Raw genomic sequence first — 19097 nt, 5'->3', positions numbered from 1 at the left:
CACGGTTTTTTTATGTAATAGCGCTATTAATCAATTTGCGGCTGTAGTCATGCCCGGCATTGGCAAATACATGTGCGGTATTGCCGTAATCCAGCGCTGAGCCCTGATGCAATACCAGCAAATCGTCAGCGATATGACGAACCAGCCGTAAATGATTGGTGATCAGCAGATAAGCCAGGCCTGATTTTTGCTGCAACTCCAGCAGTAAGTTCACAATTTGTGCCCGCAGCGATGGATCCAGTGCGGTCAGTGCTTCATCCAGAATAAGCAGCTTGGGGTCAAGGATCAGTGCTCTGGCCAGCGCTACCCGTTGTAACTGACCACCGGAAAACATATGTGGATAGTATTCGCTGTGTTCATCCAGCAAACCGAGCTGTTTTAATGTCTGGCGGATTTTTAACTTGCGTTGTTGCGGGTCCAGTACTGTGCTAAAACGCAATACGTCGTCCAGCATCTGGCCTATTTTCTGGTGTGGATTGAGTGACTTCGCTGCATCCTGAAAAATAAACCGGATAACATGATTATATTGCCGGTAGTGGCTAATTTTAACCGGCTGCCCTGCCAGCAGAATATCGCCACTGTCTGGTTTTTCAATGCCTACCAGTAGTTTTGCCAGCGTACTTTTGCCAGAGCCGGTTTCACCGACAATGGCCAGAGTTTTACCTTCTGCCAGCGTAAAATTGATATTTTGCACTGCAATAACACTGCGCTGGCTAAACCAGCCACTTTGTTTGTGATAGGTTTTACACAGATCTCTGACTTCAAGCAGGGTATTCATAAGTCTTTTTTACCAATTAAGGGAAAATGACAGCTGTAATAGTGATTTTGCAGGCGTTCCAGTGTCGGTGTTTTTACACATTCTTTGCGCGCATTCGGGCAACGGGGGCCGAGACGGCAGCCAATAGGTAAATGTTGCAGTACCGGAATACTGCCAGGCAGGGCATATAGTGGTGTTTTCGGCTGCAGGTTCGGTTGAAACTCCGGTACGCTTTTAATCAGGGCGTTGGTGTAGGGATGGTAAGGCTGTTTGATAATGCTGGCGGTTTCGCCTGCTTCAACTAACTGACCACAGTACAACACACTGAGGCTTTGTGTGTAACGGGCTATGCTTTCCAGCTCGTGGCTTATCAGCAATACCGAGGTGCCTTTTAGCTGGTTAAAACTGGCCAGCAAACGAAACAGCTGCGCCTGGGTAGTGCTTTCCAATGCTGTAGTGGGCTCATCAGCAATTAATAGCTTTGGTGCTTTGGCAATGGCCATAGCAATCATGATTTTCTGGCAAACACCCTCAGATAATTGATAAGGATAGCTTTGTAATACTGCCTGGTGATCGCGCACGCCCACTTTGTGCAGTAAGCCAATTGCCTTACGCCGGCGCAGATAACTGCGTTTCCACCAGGGGCCTTCCAGCAGGTGGGCGGGAATAGCTTCTTCAAGCTGCTCCAGTATGGCGGCGGTGGGATCGAGGCTGCGGCTGGGTTCCTGGTATATCATAGCAATGTCACGGCCAATGACTTTGCGCTGCTGATCATAGGGTAAACGCAGCAAGTCCTGCCCGCACCAGTTAAAGCGGTCGGCACTGACCTGCCAACGCTTGTTTAGTACGCCCACAATAGCTTTGGCTATAAGGCTTTTACCTGAACCGGATTCACCCACCAGGCCGCGGGTTTCACCTTCACGTAAGCTGAGATTAACCCGATCAACTGCCCGGATTAAGCCGTCGGGAGTTTTTAGCTCTATGGTCAGGTTTTTAATGTCGAGTAACAGCATTAGTTTTCCCGCCGTTTTTTCATGGCGTTACGCAGGCCGTCGCCCACCAGATTAACTGACAATACCGCCGTAAATATCAGTAGCCCAGGCAGCGCAACACCGGCAGGTGCAACGTAGATAAGATCCAGCGAGTCAGCGATAATTGCACCCCATTCAGCAGTGGGGGCCTGAGCGCCAAGGCCAAGAAAACCCAAAGCGGCAATATCGAGAATAGCGGTTGATAATGCCATTGTGGCGGTTACGGTTAATCGCTCCCAGATATTAGGCAAAATTATCCGCGTAAGTACCTGCCAGTTGCTGGCACCGTCTAAGCGATATGCGGTGACGTAATCCTGATTCAGCTGTTCGGCAATAGCATTGCGGATGCTATGAACAAATTGCGGCAGTAAAGCCAGCATAATGGCCCACACGGTGTTTAACAGGCCAGGGCCGAGTATAGCCACGATAATAATAGCTAACAGTAAGGACGGGATTGTCAGCGCTAAATCGAGCACATGGTTAAATACGCTGGATTTTAGTCCTTTGCTCATACCTGCCAGTACACCCAGCAGTAAGCCTATCAATAAGGCGCCTATTACCGTAATTAGGGCAATACCAAAAGTATAGCGGGCTCCCATCAGCATTCGGGAAAACATATCACGGCCCAAATCATCGGTACCAAACGGATATTGTACCAGCCCTTGTTCAGACCATGAGGGGGCAATCAGCAACAGGGTATCATTTTGCAGGTAGGGATCATGTGGGGTTAGCAGTGGCGAGAGCAGTGCCAGCAAAAAAAACAGTATAAATAATACCAGCCCCGACATAGCGCTATGCTGGCGGGAAAATTCGCGCCACAGCAACAGCAGCGGTGAGCGGGCCTGTTGTTCATCCGGTAGTAAACGAAATCGGGCCATCTCAGCGCTTCCTTGCCAGAGGATTAAACAGCGTATGCAGAATTTCTGTTAACATATTTACACTGATAACCAGGGTTGAGATAACCAGTAAACCCGCCTGAATTGCCGGGTAATTACGCTGATAAATACTGTCTATCAGCCAGCGGCCAATACCTGGCCAGGAGAAAATAACTTCAGTAATCATCGCCAGTGTTATCAGGGTACTAAATTGCAAACCAATCTGGCGTATTACCGGCAATAACGCATTTCGCAGGCCATGCCGGTACAGCACTTGCGCCCGGTTCAGCCCCTTGGCCCGTGCTGTTTTTATATAGCTTTGCTCCCAGACATCCAACATCGAGTCACGGGTAAAACGGATCATTACAGTGGTAGGGAAGGTTGCCAGTACTATTGTGGGCAGCAGTATATGACGCAAGGCATTAAGCAGAGCTTCTGTCTGGTGCTGGCTGTTGGCCAGCAAAATATCGGCCAGCATAAAGCCGGTAATATGCGGTATTTCATACAAAACACCGATGCGTCCGGCCGTCGGCAGCCAGCCCAGGCCTAGTGAAAACAGCATAATCAGCAGCAGTGCCCACCAGAATACCGGGATTGAGTAACCTGCTATCGCCAGTGTTGAAATTATACGGCTGACAATACCGTCTGGCTTTATTGCCGCAATAATACCCAGTGGAATGCCGACAAAAAATGACACCAGCAGCGCATAAGCTGCAAGCTCCAACGTAGCGGGCAACAATATTTTTATTTCCTGTAACAGCGGCTGCTTACTGGCAAAAGACAGGCCCCAATCGCCACTGAAAATACGCTGCAGGTAGGCAATATACTGTTGTATATAACCACTGTCTAAGCGGTACTCCGCCGTTAGTTGTGTTGCCAGTTCTGCAGGAATATCTGTCATGCCGGTAAAGTTTTGCAGTGCATTGCCCGGAAACAAGTACCCAAGGCTAAATGCCAGTATGCTAAGAGCGATAAAGACAAAAACCAGCAAAAACAGGCGGCGTAATAAATACAGGATCATTTAACATCCTTCACAGCGGTTGCCAGCGAGATCCCGCCGTAAGGATTAATCTCAATACCGCTGATGTCACTGTTAAGTGCCTGAAAGCGTTGTGAGTGCGCAATGCTCAGTAATGGCATTTGCTCGGCAAGATACTGCTGTGCTGCCATATAATAGCTACGGCGTTGTTTTTGATCCGATGTCAGCAGCGCCTGGCTTATTAAACGGTCAAAATTAGCATCGCACCAGTTGGCTCTGTTAGTACCGGTTTGCGCAGCACTGCAGCTTAGCAGCGGCCGGAAAAAATTATCCGGATCAGCATTATCAGCCGACCAGCCAATCAGTACTGAATCATGCTCGTTGTTACTGAGTTTACGGCGAAAACTGTTCCATTCATAAGACACGATTGTGGCCCTGACACCAATCTGGGCCAGGTCTGCCTGCATCATTTCAGCCATTTTCAGTGCATTGGGGTTATACAGGCGCTGCACCGGCATTGCCCAGATATCCATGCTAAAGCCGTTGGCATAGCCTGCCTCAGCCAGTAATGCTTTAGCCTGAGTCTGATCAAAAGGCAGTTGTGGCAAGTCGGCATTGTAAGCCCAGGACGTAGGTGGCAATACGGAGTTTGCCGCAGTGGCATAGCCAAAATACACGGCCTGTAAAATGGCTTCGCGGTTAATGGCCATTGCCAGGGCTAAGCGCACTCTGGCATCATCAAAAGGTGGCTTTGCGGTGTTAAATGCCCAGAAACCAATGTTCATGCTGGTGCTTTCCTGTACGTCGACGTCAGGCCGCTGGCTGATAAGGCCAAGTTCAGCCACCCGGGGAAAGGCAACTACATCACATTCGTGGGTAAACAATTTCGCCATGCGCCGGGCATTGTTCGGCACTATGTCAAACACCAACTGCTCAGGTTTAGCCTGTTCGCGCCAGTAGTTTTTATGGCGGTAATACCGGATCAGTACGTCTTTTTGGTACTCTTTAAAGCGAAACGGCCCGGTACCTATAGGGTGGCTGTCAATTCGGCCGGGCTGGCCCTGAGCAAGCACAGCTGCACCGTATTCAGCCGATAAAATGGCGGCAAAATCAGTAGCCAGATTAGATAAAAATGAGCTGTCAGGCCGGCTTAACTCAAACCGTACGGTATTTTCACTGGTAGCGACGACACGTTCAACCAAATTGGCCCAGTCAACGCTTTGGAAAAACGGATAATTACCACCCCCCTGATAATGAAAAGGATGGTTTTTATCCATAATACGGTTAAAGGTAAATATCACATCGTCGCTGTTAAATGGCCTGCCGGGAGTAAAGTATTCAGTTTGATGAAATTGTACCCCGGAGCGCAAGGTAAACTCATACACTGTGCCGCTGTCATTCACCTGCCAGTGAGTGGCCAATAAGGGCTTAAGCTCACCGCTTTGTGGGTCAATATCCAACAGGCGATCGTATAGCTGCTGGCTGATAGCATCAATGGTTGTGCCGGAGGTTACCAACTGCGGGTTAAATGCCTCTGGTGAGCCTTCAGAGCAGTACACTAAACCACTGCGTACGGTTTCAGGCAGTTGAGGCTGACAGGCGCTGACAACGGCTGCTACAAGCAAAGGCAAAAAACTGTGCCTGGGTGCTGACCGTATTATCTGGCTAAAGCTAAGATTCATGCTTGCTGGCTGTCCAGTAACTGATATTTTTTCATATAGCCACGTAACTGATGATAGGTCAGATTCAACAGTTCAGCTGTTTTTTTCTGGTTATACTGGCTGGCGGCCAGTGCCTGTTTAATCAGGCTTACTTCAAAATCCTGCGACAGGGTTTTAAAATCCTGTACCTGATTGAAATCGAACTGGTTAGGCTGTGCTACCACTGTCGATGTAACAGGCAACGCAGTTGCGCTTTCCTGTGCCAATGCAGCTTGTTGTGGCTGCAGGCGGGGCGCTTTGATGCGGTGCTTTGGCCGGTAAGGCGACTCGAACGGGTCTAACTGAATGTCGTGCACTGGTACATATGCATTATTGGTGCGGTATAAGCTGCGTTCTACTACGTTTTTCAGTTCACGCACATTACCGGGCCAGTGGTAGTCAAGCAGGGTGCGTTTTGCTTTTTCACTAAAACCACTGAACAGCTCAAAGCCCAGCTCGCGGGCCATATTAATAGCAAAATGTTCAGCCAGTACCATGATATCTTCCCGGCGTTCACGCATTGGCGGTAAAGTAATAACATCAAACGCCAGCCGGTCCAGTAAGTCGGCACGAAATTCGCCCTGTTCGGCCAGCAGGGGTAAATCTTCGTTAGTTGCACAAATCAGCCTGACGTCTGTTTTTATCGAACGGCTGCCACCCACGCGTTCAAACTCGCCATATTCAATAACCCGTAACAGTTTTTCCTGCACTAAACCTGGCGTGTTCGCCAGTTCGTCCAGAAACAGCGTGCCACCGTGGGCCCGCTCAAAACGTCCTTCATGGCGTTTACTTGCCCCGGTAAAAGCACCTGCTTCGTGGCCGAACAGTTCACTTTCCAACAGGTTTTCATTCAGTGAAGCGCAGTTAAGCGTAAGGTATTGTTGATCCCAGCGCTGGGATAAAAAGTGCAGACGGGCGGCAATAAGTTCTTTACCTGTGCCACGTTCACCGATAATTAATACCGGCTTGTCTAACGGCGCTATTTGTGAGACCTGATCCAGTACATTAAGAAAACTGTTAGACTGGCCCACCAGATTATCTTGTTTGAATTTTATGCTCATGGCGTGCTATTTGTTAGTTAAATTGGCTAATTAGTAGTGTATTTCATAATTTCCGCCAGCAGAAGCTTTAATGCAAAATAAATAAAAATGGATACTAATCATTAGCTTAAAATAATTTGCAAAGTTGGCAAGGAAACTGAATAGATTAGGTTGTACTAAACCAGTCATTTAAGAGGTAAATATTATGGGTATTTTTTCACGCTTCTCAGACATAGTGAACTCAAATATCAACGCGCTGTTAGATAAAGCCGAAGATCCGGAAAAAATGGTCCGGCTGATTATTCAGGAAATGGAAGATACTTTAGTAGAAGTGCGTTCTTCTTCGGCTAAAACCATTGCTGAGAAAAAAGAGTTGCAGCGGGTGGTGAATCGCTTGCAGGAAGAAGTTGCCGACTGGCAGGCCAAGGCCGAGCTGGCACTTAGCAAAGAACGCGAAGATTTAGCGCGCTCGGCGTTAATTGAACGGCAAAAAGCTGCGGATCAGGTTAATGCAGTGGCTGCAGACATTACCAATCTGGATGAACATATCAGCAAGCTGCAGGACGAAGTAGCACAGCTGCAGGAAAAACTGGCCGATGCCAAAGCCCGGCAGAAATCGATGCTGATGCGCCAGAAAACAGTGGCATCACGGTTGGAAGTGAAAAAGACACTGGATAGCAACCGTATTAATGATGCTATGTATAAATTTGAGCGTTACGAGCAGAAAATTGATACGCTGGAAGCTCAGGTTGAAGCTTATGACTTAGGCAAGAAAACCTTAAAAGATGAGTTTGCTGAACTGGCTGCGCAGGACAAAATTGACAATGAGCTGGCAGCATTAAAGGCTAAAGTTAATCAGAAAGACAAAGACGCCTGAGCTGCGGGCGTTTAGGAGTAACTCATGGATTTGTCAGAAGTCATTGGTGTACCAATTATCCTGTTTATGATTTTTGTGGCACCGATCTGGGTAATCATGCATTACCGTAGCAAGAACAAAATGGGGCAGGGGTTGTCAGATCAGGAACTGTTGCAGTTAAATGATCTGGCACATCGCGCAGAGAAGATGGCCGACCGCATTAAAACGCTGGAAGCCATTTTAGATGCAGAAAGCCCGAAATGGAGGTCTTCACATGACTAAGCTTAAACGTGAACTGTTACGTGACGATGCCAATGGCAAGATAGCCGGTGTATGTGCCGGCATTGCAGACTACTTTGGCTGGGAACTCTGGCTGGTGCGTATCATTACTGTATCAGCATTTTTTCTTGGCGCCGGTGGGTTGGTTTCAGTACTGTATATTGCTGCCTGGGTGGTACTGGAAAAAAAGTCCAAGGCCGCCTTCAAAGCAACAACTGCGGCTGATTTAAGCCCGGCAACAGAGAAGGTGGTAGAGGTAAAAACCCGGGTATGGCAGCGTGGCGAAGCACCAAAAGACGCGTTGCAGCATTTAACCAGCCAGTTTAACGGCTTGGAACTGCGTTTGCGTGAACTTGAGCGCCACGTTACATCAGCTAAATTTCAGCTAAATCGTGAATTTAACAGCCTCTAGGGTGGTAAGCCTTAGCTTATGGATCTATTCAAGCAACTTCAGCATCAAAGGCGCGAGCTGACAAGCCGCGCTTTTGATCGTCATTTACGTCTGGGAGTTACCGGGCTTAGCGGTTCAGGTAAAACGGCATTTATTACCTCATTGGTACATCAGCTAACGCAGGGCGATCAGCCAGCTAATCTGCCATTTTTTGATGTGGTACGTGAACAGCGTTATCTGGGCGGACGTCTGGCAAGCCAGATACTGGCTGTGCCACGCTTTCCACTGGAGCAAAACCTGCAGTATCTGCAGCAAGACCCTCCCGCATGGCCGCCGTCAACCACAGGCTGGAGCCAGCTAAGCCTGCAACTGCGCTACAAAGCTGCGTCAGGTTTGCGCTCTCATTTACAAAGCCACAGTGAATTGGCGCTGGATATTATTGATTATCCCGGTGAATGGTTGCTGGATTTACCGATGCTGGATATGAGTTACGCCCGCTGGTGTGAGTTTAGCTGGCAGCTATTTGCCAAAAGCCACCGTAGTGCGGCGGCGCAACCGTTTGCGCAATTACTGCAAAATACCAATTTGCAGGATGCCAGCGAATTACATCTGCAGCAGCTTACAGACAGCTACAAGCAGTTACTGACACAGTTTCATCAAACGCCCGGCGCTTATTTAAATCAGCCCGGCCGTTTGCTGGTGCCGGGTGTATTGTCTGGCGCCCCTATGCTGCAGTTATTTCCGCTGTTACCACACCAGGCAGAGCAACCTTCTGCACTGGCAACCCAACTGGAGCAGCATTACGACAGCTATCGTAAACATGTGATCAAGCCATTTTATCAGCAACATTTTTCTGCGCTTGACCGTCAGGTCATACTGGTAGATTGCCTGTCGGCGCTTAATGCCGGTTATGCGGCTATTACTGAGTTGCAGCAGGCCCTGCGGCTTATTTTGCAAAGCTTTAATTATGGCCCGTCCAGCCTGTTAAGCCGGTTGTTTAAACCTAAAATCAGCAAGGTATTATTTGCAGCCAGTAAATCTGATCATGCAACGCCGGAGCAGCACAAAGCGCTTACTTTGCTGTTGCAACAGTTATTACAGCAGCCACTGAAGAACAGCCAGTATCAGGCTGCTACCACTGAGGCCATGGCAATAGCAGCAATACGCGCCAGCAGCAGCGGTTTTGTGCAGGCGGATGGTTTGGCACAGCCCTGCATCACGGGTACCGGCCTGGATCAGCAGGTGCTGACGTATTTCCCCGGCGATGTCCCGGCCAGCGTGCCTTCTGAAGCGGTGTTTGAACAACATAAGTTTGCTTTTCTGCCGCTACGGCCACTGCCGTGGAACGACACTCAGGCGTTACCTCATATGCGGATGGACCATGTGTTGCAGTTTATCCTCGGAGACAAATTACGATGAGCGAATTAAAGCAAGCCCGTCATTTTAGCCAGCCGAAGCTGACGCCGGCAGCGGTTGAGTTAAAAAGCGCCAGCTATTACCACGATGAGGACTTTGTGAGTACGCCCGCAACTGAGCCTGCCCCGCCGGTAAAAACTAACCGCTGGTGGTGGCGTTTATCTGCGGCAACCTTACTGGTTATTGTGGTGCTGTCGGTATGGCAATGGGGGCTAATGTTGCAGCACAGCTGGCAGCAAAGTGTGCTGCAAGGTGGCCTGTTAAGCCTGGTTACTGTGGCAGTACTGGTGCTGCTGAATAGCCTTGTCTGGCGTGAAGTAAAGCTATGGCGCCGTTTAGCCCGTAACCGGCAGTGGCAACAAAGTGCACAGCGTATCCGCCATAGTGTACAGTTTGGCGAAGCACAAAAGTTGTGTCAGGCAGTGGCGGCCAGTTTGCCGGTAACCCCCGACATTAGCGCAGCAATAAGCCAGTGGCGGTCCGCCGTAAAAGATGAGCATAGCGATGAAGAACAACTGGCATTGTTTGAACATTTTGTGTTAACCGTGCTGGATAAACAGGCACAGCAGGTCATCTACCGTGCAGCTACAGATACCAGCATGGCAGTGGCAATAAGCCCTTTTGCCTTAGCAGACATGATATTAGTGTTGTGGCGCAGTAGCCGTTTAGTGCGCGAATTGGCACAGTTATATGGCGGCGCTATTGGCCAGTTGCGCAGTATGGTGTTGTTAAAACAGCTGTTTGCAGCGCTGTTGTGGGCAGGAGGCTCAGAGCTGGTGCTTGATATGGCATCCGATGTTATTGGCAGCGAGTTAACGGCTAAATTATCGGCCCGTGCCGGGCAGGGCGTGATTGCCGGTTTACTGGTGGCGCGCCTTGGTAATCTGGCGCAGCAACAGTTGCGGCCACTACCGGTAACGGCTACTGCCAAAGTCAGCATAAAATCACTCGGCCGGGCTTTGTTACAACGTTTTAGCACTGCTGCGCAAACTAAAGCTGACAGCACCGGATAAACTTTGCTGATACCGCCAGACTGCAAGATGTCTGGCTTGCTTCCATTAATATGAGTTTCTGCTATTTGTTACTGCGACTTTAACTTTCAGCAGCAGTAACTTTATGCACGACAACAATAAAAAAGCCGAAACTCTGTGTATTCACGCCGGTAAAGAAAAAAATCAACACGGTACTTTAGCCACGCCGTTATACCAAACCTCTACTTTTATTTTTGATAATGCTGAGCAGGGCGCAGCCCGCTTTGCCGGCGAAGCCGAAGGCTATATTTATACCCGGCTGGGAAACCCGACTACCCGCGAACTGGAATTAAAAATCGCAGCGCTGGAAGGCATGGCTGATGCTGCTGCCACGGCTACCGGTATGGGGGCTGTCGCGGCCAGTACTATGGCATTTTTGCAGCAGGGTGATCATTTAATTGCCAGCAAAGCCATTTATGGCTGCAGCTTTGCCCTGTTTAACCATATGTTTGCCCGTTACGGCATTGAAGTAAGCTTTGTCGATATGACAGACCACGTAGCGGTTGAACAAGCTCTTAAACCTAACACCAAAATGTTGTTTGCTGAAACGCCAATAAACCCAAATCTGGTGGTGTTGGATCTGGCCTTTCTCGGCGGCTTTTGCCAGCGCCATCAGCTGATTTCAGTGATAGACAATACCTTTCTTACGCCCTTGCTGCAAAAACCGGCTGACTACGGCATTAATATCGTGATCCATAGCGCAACTAAGTACCTGAACGGCCATGGCGATGTAGTAGCGGGGCTGATTGTATCGGATAGCGAAACCATTAAAACCATTAAACTAACCACATTAAAAGACATGGGCGCTACCATTAGCCCGCATGATGCCTGGTTGATTATCCGCGGTTTAAAAACGCTGTCAGTACGGCTGGAGCGCCACTGCAGCAATGCGCAAAGGGTAGCGGAATATCTGCAGGCGCACCCTGCAGTGCGTGAAGTGTTTTACCCGGGTTTACCATCGCACCCTGGCTTTAAGTTTATTGGCAACCAGATGAAAGCCGCCGGTGGTGTATTGGCGTTTGAACTCAATGCCAGCCTGGACGACAGCCGCTATTTTATTAACCAGTGTCGTCTGCTTAGCCTGGCAGTTAGCCTGGGCGATGCTGAGTCGCTTATTCAGCACCCCGCTTCAATGACACACAGCCCTTACACCGCAGAAGAGCGGCAGATGGCCGGGATCAGTGATGGTTTAATCCGTGTTTCTGTCGGGCTTGAACATGTTGATGACATCATCGCTGATCTGACGCAGGCGCTGGATAAAATGCAGCAAAGGCAGAGTTAAGAGTTAGCCTGTTGTAAGGCTATGTTTACGCAGTAGTCGCCAACTTTAGGCGGCAACGAGATTAACTCTTGCCGCACTATCGCTTAGTATCCGCACTAACTAATTATCTGCCGCTATAGCTATAACAATTAAACAGCAGATAAGCGGGACACTCCCGTATAACAGAATATTCAACAGGTTGTTTATGAGTAAGTCGAGTAAATATGTGTCCCGTCAGTCTGACGAGCATGGCTTTATTGCCTGGACAGATGAAGAAAATCAAATCTGGCATGAACTGATCACCCGTCAGCTTAGTGTGATTAAAGGCAAAGCCTGTGATGAATACATGGCAGGGCTGGATAAACTGCAACTGCCAACCGATCGCATTCCGCAACTGGAAGAGGTCAGTAAAGTATTGCGTGCCACTACCGGTTGGGAGTGCGCTGAGGTTCCGGCGTTAATCAGCTTTGATAAATTTTTTGAGCTGCTGGCCAATAAGCGTTTTCCGGTAGCGACTTTTATCCGCAGTCGCGAAGAGTTTGACTACCTGCAAGAGCCGGATATCTTTCATGAAATCTTTGGCCACTGCGCTATGCTCACCAACCCGGCCTTTGCTGAGTTTACCCATATATACGGTAAGCTAGGGTTGGCAGCCAGTAAGCAGGACCGTGTCTACCTGGCCCGGTTATACTGGTTTACCATTGAATTTGGTTTGTTAAGCACGCCGGGTGGTTTACGTATATATGGCGGTGGTATTTTATCTTCGCCGGGTGAAACTACCTACGCACTGGGCTCCGATGTACCCGAGCGTAAACCCTTTGATGCGGTAGATGTATTACGTACGCCATACCGTATCGACATTATGCAGCCGGTGTACTTTATGATTGAACGCATTAATCAGCTGTTTGATATTGCCCATCTGGATATGATGGCGTTGGTTGAACAGGCCAAGGCACTTGGGCTGCATGCGCCAAAATTTCCGCCAAAAGAAAAACAAGCAAGTTAGGATTACAGAATGTCTGAATTAAAAGCAATGCAATGTGAAGCCTGCCGCGCAGATGCGCCCAAAGTGTCTGACGCTGAACTACCTGAGTTAATGCGGCAGATCCCCGACTGGATGCCGGTAGTGCGTGAAGGTATTTTGCAACTGGAGCGTGAGTTCAAGTTTAAAAACTTTAAGCAGGCCTGGGCGTTTCACAATAAAGTAGCTGAACTGGCAGAAGCCGAGGGCCACCATCCTGCGCTGTTGCTGGAGTGGGGCAAGCTGACGGTAACCTGGTGGTCGCATTCTATTAAAGGCCTGCACAAAAATGACTTTATCTGTGCTGCCAAAACGGATACTTTGTTGTCTGCTTAATAAGTTATTTACCCTTTCAGTGGCGGGTGGTGTTACACCACTGCTCGTCTCAGTTACCCGCTAAATAGCGCATTTGTTCATATTTCTTTACAAAACTACTGGTCTAGGCTTATTGTTTTGCCGTATTATGCTGGTAATTACTTGGTCTTGGGGCACTTTGCGGTATGCGTTTAGAAATTCAATGCCAGAACAGGCTTGGCCTGGCACAAGAAGTATTAAATGTACTGGTAAGTTATCAGCTGGATCTGCGTGGTATTGAAGTGGACCCCAGTTTAAGCCGGATGTATGTGTCGTTTCCGACAGTAAACTTTGAAAAGTTTCAGGAGCTAATGGCTAAAATGCGCCGTATTACCGGCGTAGAAGATATCAAAACCACTGCTTTTATGCCGTCAGAGCGTGAGCATAATGAATTATCTACCTTGCTTAAAACATTGCCGGATGGCCTGATTGCCGTTGATATTAAAGCCAATGTTACAGTAATTAATGATGCCGCACTGGAAGCGTTGTCGGTAGAGCATAGCGCTATTGCCGGCCAGTCGTTGCAGGGCATGGTTAAGGGGTTTAACTTTCAGCGCTGGTTAGAAGGTGATGATGTGCTGGCACAAACCCGGCGGCTGGAAATTCATGGCAAGCGTTTTGTTGCTGACATTCTGCCGGTGATGGTGCCGGATGAAACCGGCCATGAAATTCTGGCCGGTGCTGTTATTAATTTAAAATCAGAAAGCCGGCTGGGCCAGCACATGGTGGCCTTTAAAAAAGGCGATCAGGAAAGCTTTAACACTTTGCAGGCGCACAGTAACTTAATGCGCAAAGTTGTGCGTGAAGCGAAGAAAATGTCACAACTGGATGCACCTATTCTGATTATGGGTGAAACCGGCACCGGCAAAGAGTTACTGGCCCGGGCCTGTCATGCTGCCAGCAGCCGCACCGGTAAACCTTTTTTAGCGCTTAGCTGTGCGTCGTTGCCAGACAACGTAGCAGAGTCGGAGCTGTTTGGTTATGGCGCTAATGCCTTTCCCGGTACTGCAGAAGGTAAAAAAGGCATTTTCGAGCTGGCCAATGGCGGTACGGTATTTCTCGACGAAGTAGGCGAAATGTCGCATCAGTTGCAAACCAAACTGATCCGTTTTTTGCAGGACGGCAGTTTTCGCCGTGTCGCCGATGAAAACGAAGTAAAAGTAGATGTGCGGGTAATTTGTACCACGCAAAAAGATTTACCCGGTATGGTGCAGGAAGGTAAGTTCCGTGAAGATTTATACTACCGCCTCAATGTACTGACACTGGCTTTACCGCCTCTGCGTGAGCGTAAGCAGGATGTGATCCCGCTGGCTGAATTCTTTATTGCCCGTTTTGCGGCAAGGCTTGGCCGAAAGGCGCCGAAGTTAACCGATAGCTGTGCTAATTTTCTGCAAAATTATCCATGGCCGGGGAACGTACGGCAACTGGAAAACGCGCTGTATCGCGCCATTACGCTGCTTGAGGGTTTTGAGCTGGATAAAGAACATCTGCAACTGCCAAGCTACAACAATGATTTTGGCTACTTAGAACAAGACTTCGACGGTACCCTGGATGAAGCGGTAAAACGTTTTGAGGCCAATTTGCTGCGTAAGTTGTTTCCGGCTTACCCCAGTTCACGGCAGTTAGCGAAAAAACTTGGTTTAAGCCATACCGCTATCGCTAATAAGTTGCGTGACTATGGCATTAATCGTAAGAGTGTAAAAATTTAACTACGCTTTGTGCGTAAAACTGTACTTCAGAAGGGCCGCCAAAGCGATTTGGCGGCCCTTTTAGATCACTTTTTCAAAAAAGGGCTGTTTTGTATCAGCAGCTTTACAAAACAGCAGTTTAGCAAGCATTAAGCTGTTAGTTGCTGCCCTCTTTCTTTTTTTTAGCGCAAGCGCATTATTAGCGCCAACCAAGACGTAGTTAGGACTATAACAATGACAGATAAAATTAATCCGCTGGGAACTGATGGTTTCGAGTTTGTTGAATACACTGCGGCTAATGCTGAGGGTATTCAGAAGTTAAAAGATTTATTTTACGCACTGGGCTTTACTGAAGTAGCACAGCATCGTTCTAAGCAAGCCTGGTTATATAAACAAGGCGATATTAACTTTATCGTTAATGCCGAGCCAAATTCGCAGGCTGAAGAATTTGCCCGTAAGCACGGCCCCAGTGTATGTGCTATGGCATTTCGGGTGAAAGATGCGGCCCATGCATTAAAACATGCTGTGGCTAACGGTGCTAAAGAGTACAAAAACCAGATTGGCCCGATGGAGCTGAATATTCCGGCCGTTTACGGCATTGGCAGTAGCCTGCTGTATTTTGTTGACCGTTATGGTGCCAGTTCAGTTTACGATGTTGATTTTAAATACTACGACAACTGGCAGCTTGACATGACCAAGCACGGTGTTGGCCTGGAAGTGCTGGATCATTTAACGCATAACGTAATGCGCGGCAATATGAATACCTGGGCCGGTTTTTATGAAAATATCGGTAACTTCCGTGAAATACGGTATTTTGATATCGAAGGTAAACTTACCGGCCTGGTGTCCAAAGCGATGACTGCACCCTGTGGCAAAATTCGTATTCCTATCAATGAATCATCAGACGATAAATCGCAGATTGAAGAGTTTATCCGTGAATACAAAGGCGAGGGTATCCAGCATATCGCGCTGACAACAGAAGACATCTATGAAACTGTGCGTACTTTGCGTAGCCGCGGCATGGACTTTATGCCAACGCCGGAAACTTACTACAACAAAGTAAACGAGCGTGTAGTGGGCCACGATGAAGACTTGGATCAACTGCGTGAACTACGTATTTTGATTGACGGCGCGCCAATGAAAGATGGCATTTTGCTGCAAATTTTCACCAAAACCGTTATTGGCCCGGTGTTTTTTGAAATTATTCAGCGCAAAGGCAATGAAGGCTTTGGCGAGGGTAACTTTAAAGCACTGTTTGAATCTATCGAAGAAGATCAAATTCAGCGCGGAGTGTTAAGCAATGCGTAAATGGGCATCGTTTCCGTTAAAGGAAGGTGATGTATCAAGACAGGCGCATGCTGATTTTCCTGAGCAGGCGATATACGAGCGTGAGACGGGCCGCAGTGGTTTTTTTGGCCCGGCCACGCACTTTCATCACCGCCATGCGCCAACCGGCTGGACCGACTGGCAAGGGCCACTGCGGCCGCACCTGTTTAACTTTAATGATATAGGTGCAGATAACACTAATTCGCCGTGGGCCGTGCCAAATTTGTTGTTTAATGCGCATTGCAAAATGCGCACCTGGCGGCTTAAAGACAACATGAGCAAACTGGTGCGTAACGCGGATGGCGACGAGCTACTGTTTATCCATGAAGGCAGTGCCGAGCTGTATTGCGATTATGGCCATATGACAGTGCGCGACGGCGATTATATTGTTATTCCGCGCTCTACCATGTGGCGTTTAGAGCCGAATGAGCCAATGTTTATTCTGCTGGTTGAAGCCACCAACGACAGCTATCAGCTGCCGGAAAAAGGTTTGGTAGGTAATCACGCTATTTTTGACCCGGCCATGCTGGATACACCGAAAATAGATGATGCCTTTAAAGCCCAGTACAGCGAGCAGCAATGGCAGGTTGAGGTAAAACGCGACGGCCAGATATCGGTTATTACTTACCCGTATAACCCGTTAGATGCTATTGGCTGGCACGGCGATTTAGCGGTAATGCGGATTAACTGGCGCGATATCCGCCCGTTAATGAGCCATCGTTATCATTTGCCACCGTCGGCGCACACTACTTTTGTTGCACAGCGTTTTGTGGTGTGTACCTTTGTACCCAGGCCGATTGAGAGCGATCCGGGCGCATTAAAAGTACCGTTTTATCACAACAATGACGATTACGATGAAGTGCTGTTTTACCATGCCGGTGATTTTTTCAGCCGCGATAATATCGAAAAAGGTATGGTGACTTTCCACCCGGCCGGTTTTACTCATGGCCCCCACCCGAAAGCCTTTGCAGCAGGGCGGGAGTATAAAAAGAAATTTACTGACGAAGTGGCAGTAATGCTTGATACCCGTGACGCGCTGGAGATCGGCGATGCGGCGCTGGCCACAGAAAACCCGGAATACGTTAACAGCTGGAAAGCAAAACCAGAGCAGGCGAAGGAATAGTAATGAAGTTAGCAAGTTTAAAAAATGGCAGCCGCGATGGCTTACTGGTTGTTGTCAGCCGTGATTTAAGCCGTTGTGTCGCTGCGCCGGCTGTTGCTGCCACTATGCAGCAATTGCTGGATAGCTGGGCACAGTTAAGCCCAAAGCTGGAAGAAATATATCAGGCACTGAATAACGGCAAGGTAGACGGCGAAATGGCGTTTGACGAAAGCCGGTGCGAATCACCCTTACCACGGGCGTATCAGTGGGCTGATGGCAGCGCTTATGTGAATCATGTAGAGCTGGTACGCAAAGCACGTAATGCCGAGATGCCGCCAAGCTTCTGGACCGATCCACTTATGTATCAGGGCGGATCAGATGATTTTATCGGCCCGCGTGACAATATCGAAGTGGTTAGCGAAGACTACGGTATCGACTTTGAAGGCGAAGTAGCTGTGATTACCGACGATGTGGCGATGGCATGTAGTGCTGACGAAGCGCGCAGTAAAATCCGCTTATTAATGCTGGTAAATGACGTGTCTTTGCGTGGCCTTATTCCGAATGAGCTAGCCAAAGGCTTTGGCTTTTTTCAATCCAAGCCGTCATCGGCATTCAGCCCGGTTGCAGTAACACCAAACGAACTGGGTGATAACTGGCGTGAGGGCCGTGTGCATTTGCCACTGTTGTCTACCTACAACGGCAAGCTGTTTGGTAAGCCAAACGCTGGTATCGATATGACGTTCGACTTTGGCCAACTGGTCGCCCATGCGGCAAAAACCCGTAATTTAGGCGCCGGTGCCGTTATTGGCTCGGGTACCGTATCGAACAAGCAGGGCACTGAACATGGCACTGCAGTGGATGAGGGCGGTGTTGGCTATAGCTGTATCGCTGAAATCCGCATGATTGAAACCATTCGTGATGGCAAGCCGGCCACTGCATTTATGAAGTTTGGCGATACTATTCGTATGGAAATGCTGGATGCACAGGGCAATAGCATCTTTGGTGCCATTGACCAAAAAGTAGTGCAGTATAAAGCCTGAGTTTGACTCAGATTCGGTAGCATCACTGCGTACATTTTTTCCGCGACACGCCGTAAACCCATCCCTGGGGGCTCGACTCAGGCATCCATGCCTTCAACGGTCGCGGAAAAAAGTACATCCGTGCTTCTACCTGGTTCAATTTCAGGAGACAACAATGAAACTCTACGGCTACTGGCGCTCTTCAGCCGCATATCGTGTGCGTATCGCGCTAAACTTAAAACAGCTGACGTTTGAAAATCTGCCGGTGCACCTGGTAAAAAACGGCGGTGAGCAACACAGCGCAGATTACAAAACCCTAAACCCGGCAGAGCTGGTACCTGTATTGGTTGATGATGATCTTAGCCTGAACCAGTCGCTGGCCATTATAGAATATCTGGACGAAACCTATCCGCAACCGGTATTACTGCCGGAAGAGCCCGCAGCAAGGGCTAGAGTGCGTGCGCTGGCACTGGATATTGCCTGCGATATCCATCCGCTGAATAACCTGCGTGTATTGCAATACCTTACCGGCCCTTTGGCATTAACCGAGCAGCAAAAACTGAACTGGATAAGCCATTGGCTTAGTACTGGCTTTAGCACATTAGAACAACGCTTAAAGCAAAGTGCCGGCCAGTTTTGCTTTGGCGATACGGTAACGTTGGCTGATTTGTGTCTGGTGCCGCAGGTATACAATGCTCAGCGCTTTGGATTGGATATGAGCGCCTTTCCAACGGTAATGGCTGTGCACCATAACTGCCAACAACTGGCTGCATTTGCGTTAGCGGCACCAGAGCAACAACCAGACGCCCAGGTAAGCTAACTCAGCATAATATGCTGTTGCCGCGATAATAGTTGCGGCTGCAGCATTTCATCTGTTTTGCTAGACGATTAGCTATATTCGCCTATGCTTATACAAATTTCTGTCTTCCTGATACAAGTCTGCATTGCTTAGCTGGCAGCAACATGCTGTA

General features: G+C 48.7%; 19 protein-coding genes. 13 read left to right on the top strand and 6 right to left on the bottom strand.

Annotated features, from left to right (window positions below; genetic code table 11):
* Positions 1-10: 10 nt before the first annotated feature.
* From M2404_RS15195 to pspF, 6 genes are read right to left on the bottom strand one after another with little or no spacing between them, the layout of a single operon-like run.
* Entirely contained in the window at positions 11-778 is a 768-nt protein-coding gene (locus tag M2404_RS15195; RefSeq protein ID WP_259240620.1) for an ATP-binding cassette domain-containing protein, read from the bottom strand.
* The gene (locus M2404_RS15190) at positions 775-1770 is read right to left on the bottom strand and encodes a peptide ABC transporter ATP-binding protein (protein ID WP_259240619.1); all 996 of its coding nucleotides are present in this window, start codon (positions 1768-1770) and stop codon (positions 775-777) included. The genes M2404_RS15195 and M2404_RS15190 overlap by 4 nt, the downstream gene beginning before the upstream one ends.
* On the bottom strand, positions 1770-2666 hold the full coding sequence (locus tag M2404_RS15185) for an ABC transporter permease subunit (protein ID WP_259240618.1): 897 nt from the start codon (positions 2664-2666) through the stop codon (positions 1770-1772). Before M2404_RS15185 ends, M2404_RS15190 begins: the two co-directional genes overlap by 1 nt.
* 1 nt (position 2667) lies before the next feature.
* Positions 2668-3684 (bottom strand): ABC transporter permease, encoded by a 1017-nt coding sequence (locus M2404_RS15180; RefSeq protein WP_259240617.1) that lies wholly within the window; start codon positions 3682-3684, stop codon positions 2668-2670.
* Positions 3681-5273 (bottom strand): ABC transporter substrate-binding protein, encoded by a 1593-nt coding sequence (locus M2404_RS15175; protein WP_259240616.1) that lies wholly within the window; start codon positions 5271-5273, stop codon positions 3681-3683. The genes M2404_RS15180 and M2404_RS15175 overlap by 4 nt, the downstream gene beginning before the upstream one ends.
* A gap of 47 nt (positions 5274-5320) precedes the next feature.
* A complete protein-coding gene (gene pspF / locus M2404_RS15170; RefSeq protein WP_259240615.1) occupies positions 5321-6403 on the bottom strand; it encodes a phage shock protein operon transcriptional activator in 1083 nt (360 codons plus the stop codon).
* 184 nt (positions 6404-6587) lie between these two features.
* On the opposite strand from pspF, the gene pspA reads away from it, so the two are divergent.
* The 13 genes from pspA (at position 6588) to maiA (ending at position 18946) form a co-directional block, all read left to right on the top strand.
* Positions 6588-7259: a phage shock protein PspA gene (gene pspA / locus M2404_RS15165; protein WP_259240614.1), complete on the top strand. Its 672-nt coding sequence runs from the start codon at positions 6588-6590 to the stop codon at positions 7257-7259.
* Positions 7260-7283: 24 nt separating this feature from the next.
* Positions 7284-7520 (top strand): envelope stress response membrane protein PspB, encoded by a 237-nt coding sequence (gene pspB / locus M2404_RS15160; RefSeq protein ID WP_068229994.1) that lies wholly within the window; start codon positions 7284-7286, stop codon positions 7518-7520.
* Positions 7513-7929, top strand: a complete 417-nt coding sequence (gene pspC, locus M2404_RS15155) for an envelope stress response membrane protein PspC (RefSeq protein ID WP_259240613.1) — start codon at positions 7513-7515, stop codon at positions 7927-7929. Before pspB ends, pspC begins: the two co-directional genes overlap by 8 nt.
* A gap of 18 nt (positions 7930-7947) precedes the next feature.
* Positions 7948-9327 carry a YcjX family GTP-binding protein gene (locus M2404_RS15150; RefSeq protein ID WP_259240612.1) on the top strand — a complete coding sequence of 460 codons (1380 nt, stop codon included), beginning with the start codon at positions 7948-7950 and terminating at the stop codon, positions 9325-9327.
* The gene (locus tag M2404_RS15145; protein ID WP_259240611.1) at positions 9324-10337 is read left to right on the top strand and encodes a TIGR01620 family protein; all 1014 of its coding nucleotides are present in this window, start codon (positions 9324-9326) and stop codon (positions 10335-10337) included. Before M2404_RS15150 ends, M2404_RS15145 begins: the two co-directional genes overlap by 4 nt.
* Before the next feature lie 103 nt (positions 10338-10440).
* The gene (locus M2404_RS15140; RefSeq protein WP_259240610.1) at positions 10441-11637 is read left to right on the top strand and encodes a trans-sulfuration enzyme family protein; all 1197 of its coding nucleotides are present in this window, start codon (positions 10441-10443) and stop codon (positions 11635-11637) included.
* A 184-nt stretch (positions 11638-11821) separates the two neighbouring features.
* On the top strand, positions 11822-12622 hold the full coding sequence (phhA, locus tag M2404_RS15135) for a phenylalanine 4-monooxygenase (RefSeq protein ID WP_259240609.1): 801 nt from the start codon (positions 11822-11824) through the stop codon (positions 12620-12622).
* A 9-nt stretch (positions 12623-12631) separates the two neighbouring features.
* Complete coding sequence (locus M2404_RS15130; RefSeq protein ID WP_259240608.1) at positions 12632-12973, top strand: 4a-hydroxytetrahydrobiopterin dehydratase; 342 nt, start codon at positions 12632-12634, stop codon at positions 12971-12973.
* A gap of 164 nt (positions 12974-13137) precedes the next feature.
* On the top strand, positions 13138-14700 hold the full coding sequence (gene tyrR, locus M2404_RS15125) for a transcriptional regulator TyrR (RefSeq protein WP_259240607.1): 1563 nt from the start codon (positions 13138-13140) through the stop codon (positions 14698-14700).
* Between the two features lie 213 nt (positions 14701-14913).
* Positions 14914-15987, top strand: a complete 1074-nt coding sequence (gene hppD, locus M2404_RS15120) for a 4-hydroxyphenylpyruvate dioxygenase (protein WP_259240606.1) — start codon at positions 14914-14916, stop codon at positions 15985-15987.
* Positions 15980-17128, top strand: a complete 1149-nt coding sequence (locus tag M2404_RS15115; protein WP_259240605.1) for a homogentisate 1,2-dioxygenase — start codon at positions 15980-15982, stop codon at positions 17126-17128. The genes hppD and M2404_RS15115 overlap by 8 nt, the downstream gene beginning before the upstream one ends.
* A 2-nt stretch (positions 17129-17130) precedes the next feature.
* Positions 17131-18147, top strand: a complete 1017-nt coding sequence (locus tag M2404_RS15110; RefSeq protein WP_259240604.1) for a fumarylacetoacetate hydrolase family protein — start codon at positions 17131-17133, stop codon at positions 18145-18147.
* Between the two features lie 154 nt (positions 18148-18301).
* Positions 18302-18946 carry a maleylacetoacetate isomerase gene (maiA, locus tag M2404_RS15105; RefSeq protein WP_259240603.1) on the top strand — a complete coding sequence of 215 codons (645 nt, stop codon included), beginning with the start codon at positions 18302-18304 and terminating at the stop codon, positions 18944-18946.
* Positions 18947-19097 lie beyond the last annotated feature (151 nt).

It is taken from the genome of Rheinheimera pacifica, from assembly GCF_024809855.1.
Classification (GTDB): domain Bacteria; phylum Pseudomonadota; class Gammaproteobacteria; order Enterobacterales; family Alteromonadaceae; genus Alishewanella; species Alishewanella pacifica_A.
The sequence above is the reverse complement of the archived record's forward strand: the minus strand, read 5'-3'. Positions and strand labels throughout refer to the sequence as shown.